13 protein-coding genes and 1 tRNA gene are annotated in these 15,656 nt (G+C 64.5%); 6 read left to right on the top strand and 8 right to left on the bottom strand.

The features are described from left to right. Nucleotides 1–25 precede the first annotated feature (25 nt). The 6 genes from N6C22_RS12510 to N6C22_RS12485 all read left to right on the top strand — a co-directional run bounded on the left by N6C22_RS12510 (nucleotide 26) and on the right by N6C22_RS12485 (nucleotide 9,374). Nucleotides 26–1,621, top strand: a complete 1,596-nt coding sequence (locus N6C22_RS12510; protein ID WP_261651446.1) for a PhoX family protein — start codon at nucleotides 26–28, stop codon at nucleotides 1,619–1,621. A 75-nt stretch (nucleotides 1,622–1,696) separates the two neighbouring features. Then, on the top strand, nucleotides 1,697–2,581 hold the full coding sequence (locus tag N6C22_RS12505; protein WP_261651445.1) for a 3-hydroxyacyl-CoA dehydrogenase family protein: 885 nt from the start codon (nucleotides 1,697–1,699) through the stop codon (nucleotides 2,579–2,581). Next, a complete protein-coding gene (locus tag N6C22_RS12500) occupies nucleotides 2,578–3,423 on the top strand; it encodes an enoyl-CoA hydratase/isomerase family protein (RefSeq protein ID WP_369684443.1) in 846 nt (281 codons plus the stop codon). The genes N6C22_RS12505 and N6C22_RS12500 overlap by 4 nt, the downstream gene beginning before the upstream one ends. A gap of 323 nt (nucleotides 3,424–3,746) precedes the next feature. Continuing rightward, nucleotides 3,747–5,312 carry a hypothetical protein gene (locus tag N6C22_RS12495; protein WP_261651443.1) on the top strand — a complete coding sequence of 522 codons (1,566 nt, stop codon included), beginning with the start codon at nucleotides 3,747–3,749 and terminating at the stop codon, nucleotides 5,310–5,312. 465 nt (nucleotides 5,313–5,777) lie between these two features. Continuing rightward, nucleotides 5,778–7,340, top strand: coding sequence for a hypothetical protein (locus N6C22_RS12490; RefSeq protein WP_261651442.1), 1,563 nt, complete (start codon nucleotides 5,778–5,780; stop codon nucleotides 7,338–7,340). Between the two features lie 357 nt (nucleotides 7,341–7,697). Continuing rightward, on the top strand, nucleotides 7,698–9,374 hold the full coding sequence (locus N6C22_RS12485; protein ID WP_261651441.1) for a hypothetical protein: 1,677 nt from the start codon (nucleotides 7,698–7,700) through the stop codon (nucleotides 9,372–9,374). A 39-nt stretch (nucleotides 9,375–9,413) separates the two neighbouring features. On the opposite strand, the gene N6C22_RS12480 is transcribed toward N6C22_RS12485, so the two are convergent. The 8 genes from N6C22_RS12480 to N6C22_RS12445 form a co-directional block, all read right to left on the bottom strand. Next, nucleotides 9,414–10,061 (bottom strand): DUF6517 family protein, encoded by a 648-nt coding sequence (locus tag N6C22_RS12480; protein WP_261651440.1) that lies wholly within the window; start codon nucleotides 10,059–10,061, stop codon nucleotides 9,414–9,416. Nucleotides 10,062–10,144: 83 nt separating this feature from the next. Continuing rightward, nucleotides 10,145–11,632: a cysteine--tRNA ligase gene (gene cysS / locus N6C22_RS12475; RefSeq protein ID WP_261651439.1), complete on the bottom strand. Its 1,488-nt coding sequence runs from the start codon at nucleotides 11,630–11,632 to the stop codon at nucleotides 10,145–10,147. A 46-nt stretch (nucleotides 11,633–11,678) separates the two neighbouring features. Continuing rightward, entirely contained in the window at nucleotides 11,679–12,191 is a 513-nt protein-coding gene (locus tag N6C22_RS12470; protein WP_261651438.1) for a hypothetical protein, read from the bottom strand. A gap of 60 nt (nucleotides 12,192–12,251) precedes the next feature. Next, entirely contained in the window at nucleotides 12,252–13,073 is an 822-nt protein-coding gene (locus tag N6C22_RS12465; protein ID WP_261651437.1) for an extracellular solute-binding protein, read from the bottom strand. 150 nt (nucleotides 13,074–13,223) lie between these two features. After that, nucleotides 13,224–13,784, bottom strand: a complete 561-nt coding sequence (locus N6C22_RS12460) for a hypothetical protein (RefSeq protein ID WP_261651436.1) — start codon at nucleotides 13,782–13,784, stop codon at nucleotides 13,224–13,226. Between the two features lie 309 nt (nucleotides 13,785–14,093). Then, nucleotides 14,094–14,273, bottom strand: a tRNA-Trp gene (locus tag N6C22_RS12455). A gap of 64 nt (nucleotides 14,274–14,337) precedes the next feature. Then, nucleotides 14,338–14,565 (bottom strand): DUF5795 family protein, encoded by a 228-nt coding sequence (locus N6C22_RS12450; RefSeq protein WP_261651435.1) that lies wholly within the window; start codon nucleotides 14,563–14,565, stop codon nucleotides 14,338–14,340. Between the two features lie 54 nt (nucleotides 14,566–14,619). After that, nucleotides 14,620–15,399: a DUF5794 domain-containing protein gene (locus N6C22_RS12445; RefSeq protein ID WP_261651434.1), complete on the bottom strand. Its 780-nt coding sequence runs from the start codon at nucleotides 15,397–15,399 to the stop codon at nucleotides 14,620–14,622. Nucleotides 15,400–15,656 lie beyond the last annotated feature (257 nt).

The raw sequence follows: 15,656 nt of genomic DNA, 5'->3' as shown, positions 1-15,656 counted from the left end.
TGCGTGCCTACGTCACTCAGAGACTATGGGCCGCGAACTCACGCGCCGGCAGAGCCTCGGCCTGGTCGGGGCGAGTGCGGTCGCCCTCGGCATCGGCGGTGGTGTGCTCGGTGACAGCCTGACGCGCCGAGACTGTGCCACCGGGTCGGTGACGCGAGTGGCGACGACGGTCATCGGCGCGGAGTTCACCGGCCTGTTCGTCACCGGGGACGGGACCCTCTTTTGCAACGTCGCCCATCCCGATTCGACGAACGAGAAACCGTACGACTGCGGTGCAGTCGGTGTGTTCGAGGGGGTCGACGTGACAAGCCTCCCTGACGAGGTCGACGCGCTCACCTACCCCTGGACCCGGCACGGGAAGCGGACGTTTCGGTCCTGTCTCGGGACCCATCGCGTGCTGGTCAACGGGGGAGACAAGACCGCGACAGGGGAGGGCCTCGGCATCACCTACGCGACTGACGGCACGAAGCTGACCGACGCGAGCCAACCCGATTTCAACGGGTTCGTGCCGTTCCCCGGCGACCGGAACCAGGGCTACCTCTACACCGCGTGGGAGCAGATTCCGGCGGCAGTCAGCCGACTACACCTCCAGAACACCGCCGAGGGGTGGACGGTCCTCGGCGGCGAGAACCTCGACCTCCGCCCGGTCGAGGGCCTGTGGAACACCTGTTTCGGGACCGTCTCACCCTGGGGCACCCCGCTGCTCTCGGAGGAGTACGAACCGCCGGCGGCGAACTGGTACGCGGGCGCGACCTGGCGCGATGCCCACGAGTCGGTCGAGCGCTACCTCGGCCGCCCCGGGAACCCGTACCGGTACGGCTGGATCGTCGAGGTGACGGACCCGCTCGCCCGGACGCCCGGTACCGAGAAGCGCTTCGCACTCGGCCGGTTCTCCCACGAGAACGCGGTCGTCATGCCCGACCAGCGCACCGTCTACCTGAGCGACGACGCGGCCGGCGGGGTGCTGTTCAAGTTCGTCGCCGATAGCCCCGGGGACCTCACCGCCGGAACCCTGTTCGCTGCCCGGCTCACGCAGGACTCGGGTAGCGACTCCGGACGGGTCGGCTTCGACGTCGAGTGGGTGCGGCTGGCCCACGGGACCGAGCGCGAGATCGCGTCGTGGGTCACCGAGTACGACGGACAGGGGACCGGCGGCCGGTACATCACCCGAAAGGACGTGCAGGAATGGGCAGCGGGCAACCGCCGCGACGACCGGGCCGCGTTCCTCGAATCCCGCCGCGCAGCCGTCGCGAAGGGGGCGACCGCCGAGTGGAACAAGATGGAGGGCATCAACGTCCGTCCTGGCGCGGAACCCGGTGACTTCCTCTACATCGCCGTGTCGTCGGTACAGGGCACGATGTTATCGAACGAGGTGAGCGAGGCGAACGCGCGCCCTCGCGACGAGATATCCCTGAACCGGCTCCCCTACGGCGTGCTGTACTGTGCACAGCTCGACGGCGACTTCGACATCTCGCGTATCGAGCCGGCGGCGGTCGGCTCGCGGACGACCTTCTGGGGGCCGGACAACATCGTCGTCCTCCCCGATGGCCGCGTTCTCATCGGTGAAGACGGCCCGCACGCGCCGAACCAGCTCTGGCTCTTCGACCCCGACCACCGGTAGCACTCACCACACCGATACATACGCCGTGCTGCCGAAGCGGCAACGTTTACGACGCTCGACCGAGCGGTATCATTCATGAACGTCTGTGTACTCGGCGCAGGGACGATGGGACATGGAATCACACAGGTCTGTGCCATGGCCGGGCACGAGGTCACGATGCGCGACATCGAAGAAGAGTACGTCGAGAACGGCCTCGACGGCATCCGGCGGAACCTCCAGGGTGGCGTCGACCGCGGAAAGGTCACGGAGGCCGAGATGGCTGAGACCCTCGACCGAATCGACACCGCCGTCGACCTGTCGGACGCGGTCCCCGGGGTCGACATCGTCATCGAGGCGGTCCCGGAGCGGATGGACCTGAAGAAGCAGACCTTCGAGGACGTCGAGGAACTGGCCGCTGACGACACCGTCATCGCCTCGAACACGTCTTCGCTCTCGGTCACCGAGATCGCCAGTGCGCTCGACCACGACGAGCGCGCCGTCGGGCTCCACTTCTTCAACCCGGTCCACATCATGCAACTGGTCGAGATCGTGGTGCCGGAGCAGGCCAGCGAGGAGACGGTCGAGTTCGCCGAATCGTTCGTCGACGGCATCGACCGCGAGCCGGTGACGGTGCGGGACTCCGCCGGGTTCGCGTCCTCGCGTCTCGGCGTCTCCCTCGGCGTGGAGGCGATCAGGATGCTGGAGGAGGGCGTCGCCTCGCCCCAGGACATCGACACCGCGATGGAACTCGGCTACAACCACCCGATGGGTCCCATCGAACTCGGCGACGTGGTCGGGCTCGACGTGCGCCTGGATATCCTCGAGTACCTGCGCGAGGAGCTCGGCGAGCGGTTCCGCCCGCCGCAGCTCCTCAAGCAGAAGGTCCGCGCCGGCAAGCTCGGCAAGAAGTCCGGCGAGGGCTTCTACGTCTGGGAGGACGGCGAGATAGTGGGTACCAGTGGCGACTGGGGTGACGACTGATGGGCGAGGAGTCGACCGACTCAGGGACCGACGACGTGCTCGCCGCGGCAGAGGACTGCGAACTCGTGTCCGTCGCGGTCGGCGACCACGCCGAGGGCGTCGCGACCGTCGTTCTCGACCGACCCGATTCCCGCAACGCCCTGAACGCGCAGCTTCGCCGGGAGCTCAAGGCGGTCCTCGACGCGGTCGAGGCGGATTCCTCGGTCCGGGTCGTGGTCCTCACCGGCTCGGACGAGTCGAGTTCCTTCGTCGCGGGCGCGGACGTGACGGAACTGCGCGAGCGCGACGCTATCGAGCAGCGCGACGCCTCGAAACGCCCGCGCGTGTACGAGTACGTCGACGACCTGGAGAAACCGGTCATCGCCCGCATCAACGGCCATTGTCTCGGCGGCGGCTCGGAACTTGCACTGGGCTGTGACGTGCGCATCGCCCAGGAGGGGTCGAAGCTCGGGCAGCCCGAGATCAACCTCGGCATCATGCCCGGCGGCGGTGCGACCCAGCGTCTTCCCCGGCTCGTCGGTGAGGGTCAGGCGATGCGACTCATCCTCTCGGGTGAACTCATCGACGCCACGGAGGCGAACGACATCGGCCTCGTCGACGAGGTGTACCCCGAGGACGACCTCGACGACCGCGTGTACGACCTTGCGGGCAAGATGGCGTCGAAGTCCCCGCTCGCCCTGGAGATCGCCAAGAAGGCGGTGAAGGCGGGCTCGCGGATGGGGCTGGAGGAAGGCATCGAGTACGAGGCCGAACTGTTCGCGTTGCTGTTCGCCAACGAGGACAAGAACGAAGGTATCGACGCGTTCTTCGAAGATCGCGAACCCGAGTGGCAGCCACGCTGACGACGGAATCGGAACATCACGGTATCTGGTACCCCACCACACGATTCGTGTGAGTTAGTTGAATCGTTCACCGATGCCCGAGACCGTTCAAAAACGATTCTAAACCCTTCTTTCTGCGCACGCCGCGTGAAAGCACGGGTGCACCCACGCCCACGTGAACGGCGAAAACGGTCCATAACCGTATTCCCCCTATATGTTAACGGACTGCAACGCAGTGAATGATGAGAGGAGCTTCCCTGACAAACGGTCTCCCTGCTGGGGCCAGGAGATCCGATGGCAGTCGTGGTGCGACTCACCGGGCGGAGCGAGGGCAGTCGGCCGTCATGGCCGTCATCCTCCTCGTCGGCATCGTGGCCATCGGGTCGGTCTCGATCGTCGTCCTCGGCGGCGTGGCACTCCAGGAATCGCAAGATACCGCCGAAGACCAGCGCATCGAGCAGGTCTTCGTCCAGCTCGACGAAGGCGTCGACACCGTCGCTCTGGGCGGTGGGTCGACCCGCGAGGTCGACTTCGACATCAGAACGAAGGAAGGTGCCGTGTTCCGCAAGAACACCGGTCGCATCACCGTCTTCGCCAACGGGACCGAGATAGCCAACGAGTCCTTCGGTTCCATCGAGTACCGGCGTGACGACAGCACCTACGCCTACCAGGCTGGTGGCGTCTGGCGTGGCACCGGTGCCGACGCGACGATGGTCGCAGCCCCACAGTTCCACTACCGTGACGGGACGCTCAACCTCCCCATCCCGACGGTGACCGGCGAGGAGCAACTCTCCTCCGGCGTCGTCGAGATATCGAAGAACCACACCAAGGCCCCGGTGAACAACGTCGGCTACGTCGAAGGGAAACTGGTCACGGTCGAGATCGAGAGCAAGTACTACAACGGCTGGGCACAGTACCTCCGCGACCGGACCAACAACGTGGCGGTGAAGGTCGACGAAGCGAACGAGACGGTCCTCGTCAAGCTGGGCCGACCGGTCGCCGACACCAACTTCACGCAGGGTGTCTACGCGACCGGCGGTGGTGGCGGGACCGTGGCCGCCAACCACTCGAACGCACAGATCGACGGACCGGTCCGGGCAGAGGGCGACATCTCCAACGGGTCGGACATCACCGGCTCCACCGAAGAGAACGTCGACTCGGGCCTCACTGCTATCGACGACGTGATCTACACCAAGGTCAAGACGGCCCGGAACGACACGTCCATCCAGACGGTCGACCCCCTGAACACGACGCTCGACGGCGGCAAGACGTACTACGTCGACTCTGATATCACGACTGGTGGCTCGGATGTAGACGTTGATCTCGGCAGTGGCAACGTCACGCTCATCCTGAACGGGAGTCTGTACATGGAGGGCGACGACCTCGATATCGACAATCCGTCAGGAAGCAACTCGTTCAAGGTGTACATGACGGGTCACTACGGTCAATCGGGTGGCTCGGTCGGGTACGATAACGAGTCCAAGCGACTCCAGCTCTACGGGACCTCGAACAGTACGGTCTACATCACTGGTGGGAACGGAACCGAATTCTTCGGCACGTACTACGCCCCACGTGACGATTCCGCGGTCAACGCTAGCGAACCGAACACTGCCTACGACTACTTCAAGAACGGGAACACCTGCGACGGCTGGGACGTCTGCCTCAGCTCGGGACACGCGGACATCGTCGGGGCGATCGTCGGCGGCTCCACCAAGCTCAACACGAACACTGAGATGACCTACGACACGAGTCTCTCGACGCTCGACCCCGACCTGCAGCTTCAGGACGGCGTGTTCCCGCCGCCGATCACGTTCCTGCACGTCTCCGTCCACGAGGTCGAACTCGACGACGGCGAGGACGACGAACGGATACTCATCGCCGACAGCGCAGTGGTATCGGCGACGAACTGAGTCTCTGCGAGCGACTTCACTGACGAAACTCGTCTCCTTTTCGACCGGCTCGATGCCCTTCGTTCCGACAGGCGTGACGCACTCTGTCAAGGAAATGTTGTCTCACTGAGTTATTAGAATCGTGGGAGAGAGAATCGACGAACTGCTCGGCCGTCAGTCACGAACGACGTCGTGAGATAAAAGTACCTTGTGGCCGAATAGTAGCCTTCGAGGTGGCTGTTCCAGAATGGTCAATAGCCGCGAGAGTGGCTGTAGAACATTTATACTACAAAATCAGAAATCAATTAACAACTATTCTCGGTGTTCTTGCGTTCGAGTAGGGTAAAATAATCGATTCCTATTTACGTGTCGGGTGCATTTCCTGTTACGATGATACGTCCCACCACGTCAGGGGGGAAACCACGAGGGGGACGTCGAACCGGTGCATCGCCACGCACGGGCCGTAGCCAGACGGCCGTGGTAGCGATGGTACTTTTGATCGGGCTCGTCACCATCGGTGTCGTGTCCATCCTGGTGGTGGGTGGGCTCACGCTCGAGCAACAGCAATCCGAGACCGAGACGAAACGAATCGAGTACGCCTTCCTCGAACTCGACCGGACGATCGACTCGGTGGCGTTGAGCGACGACGGCTCCGGCCAGGTCGACTTCGCCCTGCGGACCAAAGATGGGGCCGTCCACCGCAAGAACACCGGGCGAATCACGGTGACCGCCAACGGCACCGAGATCGCGAACCAGACCTTCGGGTCCATCGAGTACCGCAATGACGACACGGTGTACGCCTACCAGGCGGGCGGCGTCTGGCGTGGGACCGGTGACGAGGCGATGATGGTCGCTGCCCCACAGTTCCACTACCGCGACGGCACACTCAACCTCCCGATTCCGACCGTCTCCGGTGACGACCGCCTCGCTGGCGGGAAGATCACGCTCCGGAAGAACGGGACGCGCTCACCGATCAACCGCGTCGGCTACGTCGAAGGCAAGCTCGTCACGGTCGAGATCCAGAGCGAGTACTACGCCGGCTGGGCACAGTACCTCCGGGAGCGCACGAACGATGTGGCCGTCTCGGTCGACGAGGCCAACGAGACGGTCGTCGTCAAGCTGGGCCGGCCGCTCATCGACGGTGACTTCGCCCAGGGAGTGTACGCCACCGGCGGTGCCGACGGTAACGTGAAGGTCGACGCCAACGGGAACGCGGGGGGAATCACGGGCCCGGTGAAGGCAGAAGGAGACATCGACAAGAAGAAGAACAACTCGATAAACGGCTCGGAGGAGTCGAACGTGAACGCAGATCTGACGGAGATCGACCCCGCCATCGACCGGATGGTCGAGAGCGCGAAGCAGAACGCGTCGAAGCCGCGGCCCAACCCACTGACCGAGGAACTGGACGAGGGCAAGACCTACTACGTCGATTCCGACATCGTCTCGGGCGGTGACGACATCGAGGTCGACCTCGCGGACGGGAACGTGACCCTCATCGTCAACGGGAGCATCGCCCTGGAGGACGGCGGCATCCAGATAGACAACGCGAGCCCGGGATCCGCCTTCCGCGTGTACAGTACCGGCCACTTCGGCCTGAAGAACGGCCAGGCCGGCATCACCGGGCAGGCGCAGTACCTCCAGATATACGGGACCTCGGACATGCAGATCGGCTTCACCGGCGGGAGCACCGCGTTCTACGGGACCATCTACGCGCCGCGGGACGAACCGGCGCTCGACCCCGGCGAGACCAACGTCGCGACCATCGACACGAAGAGCAAGTGTGACGGCTGGGACGTCTGCATCGCAACGGGGAACAGTGCCATCGAGGGTGCCATCGTCGCCGGGCCGACGTACGTCGGGTCGAGTACCGGGTTGACCCACGACCCGAGCCTCGTGGGCACGGAACCCTCCCTCCAGCTCGAAGACGGCGTGTTCCCGCCGCCGATCACGTTCCTCCACGTCTCCGTCCACGACGTCAAACTGGACGACGACGATGACGAGCGCATCGTGCTCGCACCGGCAGCACATCGGCCGTCACTGCGGCGATAGGCTACCCGAGTCAGGGACCGGGTTCGAGCTATTCTCCGGACGCCATTCGGACGACTACGTCACCGCGTCGGACCGTTCCCGAGGACCACCATGATGACTGACCATGGACCACAGTTTGGCCACAACGTTCATACGCGAACTGGATAGCGAGATATGATTATACTATTGAAACTTATGGCCGATTAATCATCGGCCATTACCATTAGCCTTTGAGGCTTCAAAACATCTCTAAGCAATTTTAAGGAATCCTTTCTTAGTAGATTTAAAAATTTTATATCTATATAGATATGGTTTTACGCAGTAGCTACGCCAGACCTTACAATTCTTATTTATATTCTGGTGACTACTCGAAACTGTATGAGACGTCTCTCCGCGAGGGGGGGAGACGACACGTCGTCCTGGGGGACACACGAACCGAACGAACGAGGGCAGAGCGCACTGCTAGCGGTGGTGTTGCTCATCGGGCTGGTGAGCATCGGCGCAGTGTCTATCATCGTCATCGGTGGGCTCACGCTCGAAGAAACCAAAGAGGACACCGAATCACAGCGTGTCGAGCAGGTGTTCATCGAACTCGAGAAGAACGTCGGGTCGGTGGCGCTCGGCGAGGGTGCGAACGAGGTGACCGACTTCGACATCCGGACGCGCGAAGGCGCGATCCACCGGAAGGACACCGGCCGTATCGAGGTCTACACCCAGAACATCGACATCGCGAACGAATCCTTCGGGTCCATCGAGTACCGCCGCGGCGACACCGTCTACGCTTACCAGGCGGGCGGCGTCTGGCGCGGGACCGGTGCCGACGCGAGGATGGTCTCTTCGCCGTCGTTCCACTACCGCGATGGCACGCTCAACCTCCCGATTCCGATCGTCTCCGGCGAGAAACGCATCAGCTCCGGCGTGGTCGAGATCCGGAAGAACCGGACGATGTCGCCCATCAACCGCGTCGGCTACGTCGAGGGTGAGATGGTCACCGTCAAGATCCACAGCGAGTACTACGCCGGCTGGGCGGAGTACCTCCGTGACCACACCAGCGAAAGGGCCGTGACCGTGTACCACTCGAACGAGACGGTGACCGTGGAGCTCGGGCGACCGATCCTCAACGGAGACTTCGGTCAGGGCGTGTACGCCACCGGCGGCGACGAAGGTGACGTCATGGTCCAGAACGGGGACGCGACCATCGAGGGGCCCGTGCGCGCGGAAGGTGACATCAACGTGAGTGGGGCCGGTGAGATCATCGGGTCGACGATGCCCAACATCGAATCCGGGCTCTACGAGCTCGACCCGGCCATCGAACTCAAGATCGAGGGCGCACGGAACAACAGTTCGGTAATCACCCCCAACAATCCCGGTAACAACATCTCGATGGAAGGTGGCAACACGTACTACCTGGACGGGGATATCAACCTCTCCAGCAACGATGTCAGGGCCGACCTCGAGGACGGGAACATCAGTCTCGTCCTCAACGGGAGCATCTCCCTCGACAGCGCGGACCTCGAACTGGAGAACCCGACGGACGACCACGCCCTCCGGATATACATGAACGGGGACTTCGGACTTCGAAACGGCCAGGCTGGCATCGTGAACGAGTCCGAGCGGCTGCAGATCTACGGGACCTCCGATATGCAGGTCGCGATCACCGGTGGTGGCGGCTCTTCGACGCAGTTCTACGGAACCATCTACGCACCCCGTGACGCACCCGCGGTGAACGAAACCGAGACGAACGAAGCCGCGCTCTCCAGCCAGAACAAGTGTGAGGGCTGGGACGTGTGTATCGTCGGTGGGAGCGCCCACGTCGAAGGAGCCATCATCGGCGGGCCGACCAACATCGAACAGGACGCAGACCTGATCTACGACCCGGACCTCGAGGACGTCGAACCATCACTCCAGATCGAGGACCAGCTGTTCCCGCCGCCGATCACGTTCCTCCACGTCTCGCTCCACGAGGTCGAACTCGACGACGGCGACGACGACGGCGACGACGACGATGAGCGTATCGTGCTCGCACGCTCGGCAGTCCACGCCGCCGACGCCTGACCGGGTGTCACGGTACTCGAATCGAACGGAGAGACGCGCTTATTCTGCCGCGGGATGCACGAGATTCCGCATGAGCTTCGTGACGTTGGCCTGTTCGTCGATCTCCTGCGGGTAGATGCCCATCGGGACGACGAAGTCGGACTCGTGGCCGACCGCGCCCGTGAGGAGGAGGTAGACGTCGACCTCGTTCCCACTGAGGGTCGCGGTCCCCTCGAACTTCGTCACGGTCTTCGCGGAGCCGAGTATCTGGACGGCGAACTCGTCGACCGCGCTGCCGACCGAGAAGCCCTCGTACTGCGACTGGATCTGCTTCGCCAGTTTGCGCTCGTCCCAGTCCTTCAGCGGGTTGAACGACTGGCCGACGACCTCGACCTTCGGTGAGGAGATGAGCGCGAACACGCCCGCCTTCTGGTCCGATGCGATGGGCAGGTCGAGGGTCTTGTAGTACTGCGTGACCCAGTTCGTCACCTTCACCGTCTTCTCCTGGCCCGCCGCGGAGAACGTCTTCTCGATGGTCTGTTCTTTGGGTTCCTGCTTGACGTAGTTCGTGTCGCTCGCAACCTGCTCGTCGACGGCGGCCTGGTCGGCCGCGAACTCGCTCGTTCCAGAGAGGATGCCGAGACACCCGGCTGTCGCCGCGATTCCTGCACTGGCACTGCCCAGCAACGTCCGTCGAGTCAGCTTCATACCCGTCGGTCACTCTGCAGGGGATAAAAGTCTGTCCGCCTATCATGCTCGGGGTCGACCCTCGGCAACCCCCCGCGCTGCCCTCAGTAGTGGAACGAAGTGCCGTCGTCGGTGTCCTCGACGGTGACACCCATCGCTTCGAGTTCGTCCCGGAGCTCGTCGGCACGGTCGTAGTTGCCAGCTTCGCGTTCGGCCTCGCGTACGTCGAGGACCAGCTGGATGACCTCGTCGGCAACACTCGCCTCGCCGCCGGTCTGCGCGCCGAACTGGAAGCCGAGGACGCCCCCACCGAGTTCTTCGAACGTGTCGATGGCGTCGTGGAGGGCGCGGTAGTCGTACTCGTCGCGGTCGGCGAGGTGCCTGTTCACCGCGGTTGCGAGTTCGAGCAGGGCCGTCGTCGCCTCGCGGGTGTTGAAGTCGTCGTTCATCCCCTCTGCGAACTCGCGGCGGGTGCGCTCGACGGCGGACTTCAGGTCGCGGTCGTCGACCTTCGTCCGGGCCGCGGTGGAATCGCAGGCATCGACGGCGGCGCGGTAGCCGCGTTCGAGCCGTTCCCAGCGTTCTCTGGCCTCGGTGAGCGTCTCGTCGCTGAAGACCGCCTTGTTGTGGTACGCCGTCGAGACGAGGAGCATCCGGACCACGTTCGGGCCCTCCTCGCGAAGTAGGTCCGCGACGGTGGTGAAGTTACCAAGGCTGGAGGACATCTTCTCGGCCTTCGTCTCCAGCAACCGGACGTGCAGCCAGTAGTTCGAGAACTGCTGGCCGGTCGCGGCCTCGCTCTGGGCGACCTCGTTCTCGTGGTGGGGGAAGACGAGGTCCATCCCGCCGACGTGGATGTCGATGGTCGAGTCGAGGTGGGTCATCGACATGGCCGAGCACTCGATGTGCCAGCCGGGCCGGCCCTCGCCCCAGGGCGAGTCCCACGTCTGCCCGCTCGGGCACTCGTCCTCGCCGAGTGGGTGGCCCTCTTTACGGTGCTCGCGGACCGCTTCCGGCTTGACGCCGTCGGCCTTCCACAGTGCGAAGTCCGCGGGGTGGCGCTTCTCGGCGAGTTCGTCGGGGTCGCCTTGCTCCTCGATCTCCTCGACCTTCTGCCCGGAGAGTTTGCCGTAGTCCTCGAAGGTGGTGACGTCGAAGTACACCGACCCGTTGGACTCGTAGGCGTGTTCCTGGTCGATGAGTGTCTGGATGAGGTTGATGATCTCCGGGATGTGCTCGGTGACGCGGGGGTACACCTCGGCGCGCTTGAGGTTCAGCCCGCGCATGTCGTCGAGCACGTCCTGAATGTAATGCTCGGCGACCTCGGCCTCGTCCGCGCCGAGTTCGGGGTCGCCCGCCCGGGCGACAATCTTCTCGTTCACGTCGGTGAAGTTCTCGACGTGTCGGACGCCGTAGCCGAGCTGTTCCAGCCAGCGGTGCATCACGTCCACGTGTACCCAGCCGCGGGCGTGGCCGAGGTGGGCGGGGTCGGAGACGGTGAGGCCACAGTAGTAGAGCAGCACATCGTCGGGGTCCTGTGGCTCGAACGCCTCCTTCTCGCCCGTCAACGTGTTCGACACGTACAGGGTCATTACCCTCTTCTTCCCCTGCAGTCCTTTTAATGGATACGGTGAGTGGTCACGGCGTGTCTCGCGCCGGTTCCCGGACGGCCTCGGCGGCGGCCTCGACGGCCCGGAGCGCGTTGGCGGCCTCCCGCCGGCCGACGAGGACGACGAGTGCGCCCCCGTCGAACCCGAGCGCGGAGACACCCACGTCGTCGGTCTCCAGTTGCCCGAGCGCCTGCTGGCAGAACGCCGCGTCGACCGCCCCCGTCGCCAGGATGGCTGTGGACTCGCCACCGGCCGTCTTCCCGTACCCCTGCTCGCTCACCCGAAGCAACGGCTCGTCGTCGGCAGCTTCGGGGACCGGGCCGATACCGCTCTGCATGGTGACACGGACGTCCCGGCTGCCGGTCTCGAACTCTGGCAGGGCATCCGCGTAGCGTCGCAGTGCCGTCGCCACCGCCTCTGCCTCCCCGTCGACCGCCAGAAACCGGGCGGCCGCAGAGTAGTTCACCACACCCGCTCGCAGGGCTGAAAGCAGGAACGGATGTTCGTCGGCCGCGTCGCGTGTCTCCCTCGCCAGCGTCATACCCCAAAACGAGACTGTGGGCGGGATAAACGACGCGGTCGCCGGGCCGCAGTCGTTCGGTTACGGCCGTCCCAGCTTGGGGTAGCTCCGCGGAATCGTGAACCCGGCCCGTTCGAGGCGGCGCTCTTCGCCGACGAGGGCCCGAATCCACGACTCGCCGGCCGGCGTGAGCGCGGCGACCCCGTACCGGATGGGTGCGCCCTGCACGGTCTGCTCCGACAGCTCGTAACTGACGCTCGCGTAGGTCTCGCGCCGCATCGGGTCAGAGAAGTCGATGCGTTCGGGGAGGTCGACGTACGAGAGGCCGCGCTCGACCGCCATGTTCCGGTAGGTGAACGCCGCGTCGATTCCCCCCGCTTCGAGCGCGTTCAGGAGGCCGGTCTCGGCGAAGATGCGGGAGTCGTCGAGCACCGTGTCGGTGTCGAGCCCCTCGGCGAGTTGCAGCGCCATCACGGTCCGGTAGCCCAGTGGGTCGAGTTTCGGGTCGGTCCGCCCGATGCTGACCTCGGGATTCCGGACCGCCTCGCGCCAGTCCTGCTGGACCGACTCTGCGTGCTCGGACCTGGGGTCGTAGGTCAGTACCAGCGCGTTCGTCGCGAACAGCGTGAACTCCTCGGTGATGCCCTGGAACAACACCGGGTCTGCGAGTGCGATTGCGTCTGGCTGTCTGAGCTCGTCGCGGACGAGCTGGGCCACGGTTGCCGAGCCGTGAGCCTCGATGCTCGCCCCGGGCGTGTCGGAGGCGACCGTGAGGAGCGAGCCGGCGACCAGTGCGGTGGGTGCGTCGTCGGAAGCCGAGAGCTGGCTGTAGGCTGCGCTTCCGAGGATACCCGTGGCCCCGGCCGCGGCGAGCGCCTGGAGGCTCCTGCGACGCGTCGGCATGTAACTGTCTATGCGAACCTTTCGGCGGTAGCGTAATGAATACTGGTTTCTATTCTCGGAAGCTTGGAATCGGCTGCGTGAGTCGACGCTGGTTCGACGACAGCACAGGCTACCGGCCGTCTCGATGAAGAATCGGGTGGTGTTGTGCCTTCAGCGGCGGCCCGTTTCCGCCCCCGCCGCTCCTGAGTCCTTTGCGACGACCTCGTACCGACTCTGGAACGGGAAGATGACGCTTCGCTCGCCCTGCTCGTACTGGATGTCCCGGATGGGGTCGTAGTACGCGTCGGTGTAGACGACGTCCCAGGTCACCTCGAAGCGCTCGCCCACCCCCTTCGGCGTATCGGTGTGCGTGAACAGGAACAGGTCCTCGGTCCCCTCGACCGCGTACTCCTCCCACTCCTCGTAGCTGTCGAGGACGAAGCGCTGTCCGTCGAACGTGAACGTCTGTCGGGTCTTCTCGAAGAACTCGCGGATCTTCTCGTCGGAGAGGTCGAAGAACACCCACCCGTTCTCCAGCCGCAGGAACTGCCCGGCCTCGACCGTTCGCTCCCCCGATGGGAACCCGGACACCTGTTGCACGGGCGCGTTCTCGTTCGGCAGCGTTCCCCCCACGGGTTGCTTCTCACCCTGCTTGGCTGTCACTGTCGATGCGACGAGTGGTATGCTCGCGAGCGATGCCCCCACGGACTGCAGGACCGTTCGTCTCTGCATAGTCACGACCAGTCGCTGAAAACCAATTAATCGCTGGGACTGTTTACTCAGTTTATACTATCGGATGCCACTGCCGGCGCCGAGTTCGGGGCAGCAACAGCCGCCGCTCACTCGGTGTGTGATTCGAGAAAATGGGGACGGAGGCAAGTTCGAACCACTGTGACGGAGCCGTCACAGGCTTCCGATTCCACAGAAATCGGAACCACGGTCGTTCCACTCCGTTACGCTCCCTGGTTCAAATCCCTCCTCGTCTATGATTCAGGCAGCACAGCCTCCTCGCTTCGCTCGTCGTGTTGTGCTGCGAGAAAATGGGGACGGAGGGATTTGAACCCCCGATCGACTGATATCTCCGGTGTGTGCGCCTCGGAACTCCAGAGGGTCGTCGTCGCGAACCGATGATCAGTCGGCCGCTCGGTATATCAGCTGGAGTTTCGTCCCGGGCGCGTGGCCTCTGGAGTCAGTCGCCATGCCTGGCTTGGCCACGTCCCCTTCGCTCTCTCGTTTGGCGGTTCGCACTAAAGGGGTTTCGATTCAAACCGATTCGAAACCGGGGTCAGTCGCGGTCGTCGTCGGCCCACTCGCAGTCCTGGCACTTGTAGCCGGTGACGAGTTCGGTGACGCTCGGCATGTACACCACCTTGAGCACGTCGCCGCCGCAGTCGGGACACTCCCGGTCGGCGTCTTCGATGTTCTCGGCTTCCATGACGGACTCGCCCTCGACGAGTTCGGCGAGGCTCTTGGGGGTGACCATGCGACCCTCCACGACGCGGTTGCCTGTCATGGTGGAAACGGAACGCCGGAAAGCCGTAAGCCCTCCGGTCAGTCAGCGGAGCACTCAGTCGGCCGCGTCGGCGCGCTCGGTGGGAGTGTCGGCCGGCTGCCCCTCACCGGCGCTGGGGTCCAGCGCGAGGACGGCCGAGACGGCCATGACGGCGAGCGGGGCGGAGTTGACCTCGATGAGGCCGGCGATGGAGAGCGCCAGCAGGCCGAGGGCGACCGCGCTCCCGAAGCGGAAGCGGTCGACGTCCATGCGCTGGCGGAGCTGCGGGCCCGCGATGGCGACCAGCAGGGCGAACGTCGCGCCGACGGCGGCCGCGGCCGCGGCCTTGGCGACGAGGACCAGGTCGGGCGCCAGCGCAAGCTGGGGGTTCGAGGGGTCGAGGCTGACCACCAGGCCGATGCCGACGACCACTGCGGGCCGGGGGAGGTACTCGCCCACGCGTGCGGACGCGGTCTTTGCGGCGACGGCGGCGATGACGAGTGCAGCGGCGCGCTCGAACCTGTGCGTGTAGAGGATGCTCTCGATGGTCGGGGCGATGGCGGCCTCGATGGCGGCGAGGACGACCACGCCGACGCCGACGAGGGCGACGCTGGCGATTATCTCGCGGTGGGTTCCGTCCATCTCGGCGAGGATGACCGCGACGGTGGCGCTGCCGCCGAAGACGAGCAGGCCGACCTGGACGATTCCGATGGTGGTCGAGAGCGCCCCTGCGAGGACGAGTGCGGGGAAGATACCGTCGACGAGCGAGAGGCCCATGACGGTCGCGAGCAGGCGCGTCTTCCCACCGACGATACCTTCCAGTCTGAGCGCGACGGGATGGCGTGACGTACTCATCGATCAGCTGGTGGTTGGGCCTGACCCGTGGCCCCGGGGTGGGAACGGTGGCGACGCGATGCGGGGGCGTCGGCGAACCGTTTGGTGGGCCGAAGGAGTGCAAATGTCTCCGCCAGGGAACGTGCGGTGTCGTCTCGAACCTGAGCGAACGTTCGCGTGGTGAAATCCGTGGCGGAGTTCATACTCACATCACAGACCCCTGAATTGATAAGGATTGTGTGAGACGAGTGGCCAAACGCCAACGATATACTAGGGCC

The organism is Haloarchaeobius sp. HME9146 (assembly GCF_025399835.1).
Lineage (GTDB): Archaea > Halobacteriota > Halobacteria > Halobacteriales > Natrialbaceae > Haloarchaeobius.
Note: the sequence above shows the minus strand (reverse complement) of the source record. Positions and strands in the feature narration are given on the sequence as shown.

Bases quoted from the DNA above. Each gene is read 5' to 3' on its own strand.
- N6C22_RS12510 (WP_261651446.1), top strand. From the start codon at position 26: ATGGGCCGCGAACTCACGCGCCGGCAGAGCCTCGGCCTGGTCGGGGCG.
- N6C22_RS12505 (WP_261651445.1), top strand. From the start codon at position 1,697: ATGAACGTCTGTGTACTCGGCGCAGGGACGATGGGACATGGAATCACA.
- N6C22_RS12495 (WP_261651443.1), top strand. From the start codon at position 3,747: ATGGCCGTCATCCTCCTCGTCGGCATCGTGGCCATCGGGTCGGTCTCG.
- N6C22_RS12490 (WP_261651442.1), top strand. From the start codon at position 5,778: ATGGTACTTTTGATCGGGCTCGTCACCATCGGTGTCGTGTCCATCCTG.
- N6C22_RS12485 (WP_261651441.1), top strand. From the start codon at position 7,698: ATGAGACGTCTCTCCGCGAGGGGGGGAGACGACACGTCGTCCTGGGGG.
- N6C22_RS12480 (WP_261651440.1), bottom strand. From the start codon at position 10,061: ATGAAGCTGACTCGACGGACGTTGCTGGGCAGTGCCAGTGCAGGAATC.
- cysS (WP_261651439.1), bottom strand. From the start codon at position 11,632: ATGACCCTGTACGTGTCGAACACGTTGACGGGCGAGAAGGAGGCGTTC.
- N6C22_RS12470 (WP_261651438.1), bottom strand. From the start codon at position 12,191: ATGACGCTGGCGAGGGAGACACGCGACGCGGCCGACGAACATCCGTTC.
- N6C22_RS12465 (WP_261651437.1), bottom strand. From the start codon at position 13,073: ATGCCGACGCGTCGCAGGAGCCTCCAGGCGCTCGCCGCGGCCGGGGCC.
- N6C22_RS12460 (WP_261651436.1), bottom strand. From the start codon at position 13,784: ATGCAGAGACGAACGGTCCTGCAGTCCGTGGGGGCATCGCTCGCGAGC.
- N6C22_RS12450 (WP_261651435.1), bottom strand. From the start codon at position 14,565: ATGACAGGCAACCGCGTCGTGGAGGGTCGCATGGTCACCCCCAAGAGC.
- N6C22_RS12445 (WP_261651434.1), bottom strand. From the start codon at position 15,399: ATGAGTACGTCACGCCATCCCGTCGCGCTCAGACTGGAAGGTATCGTC.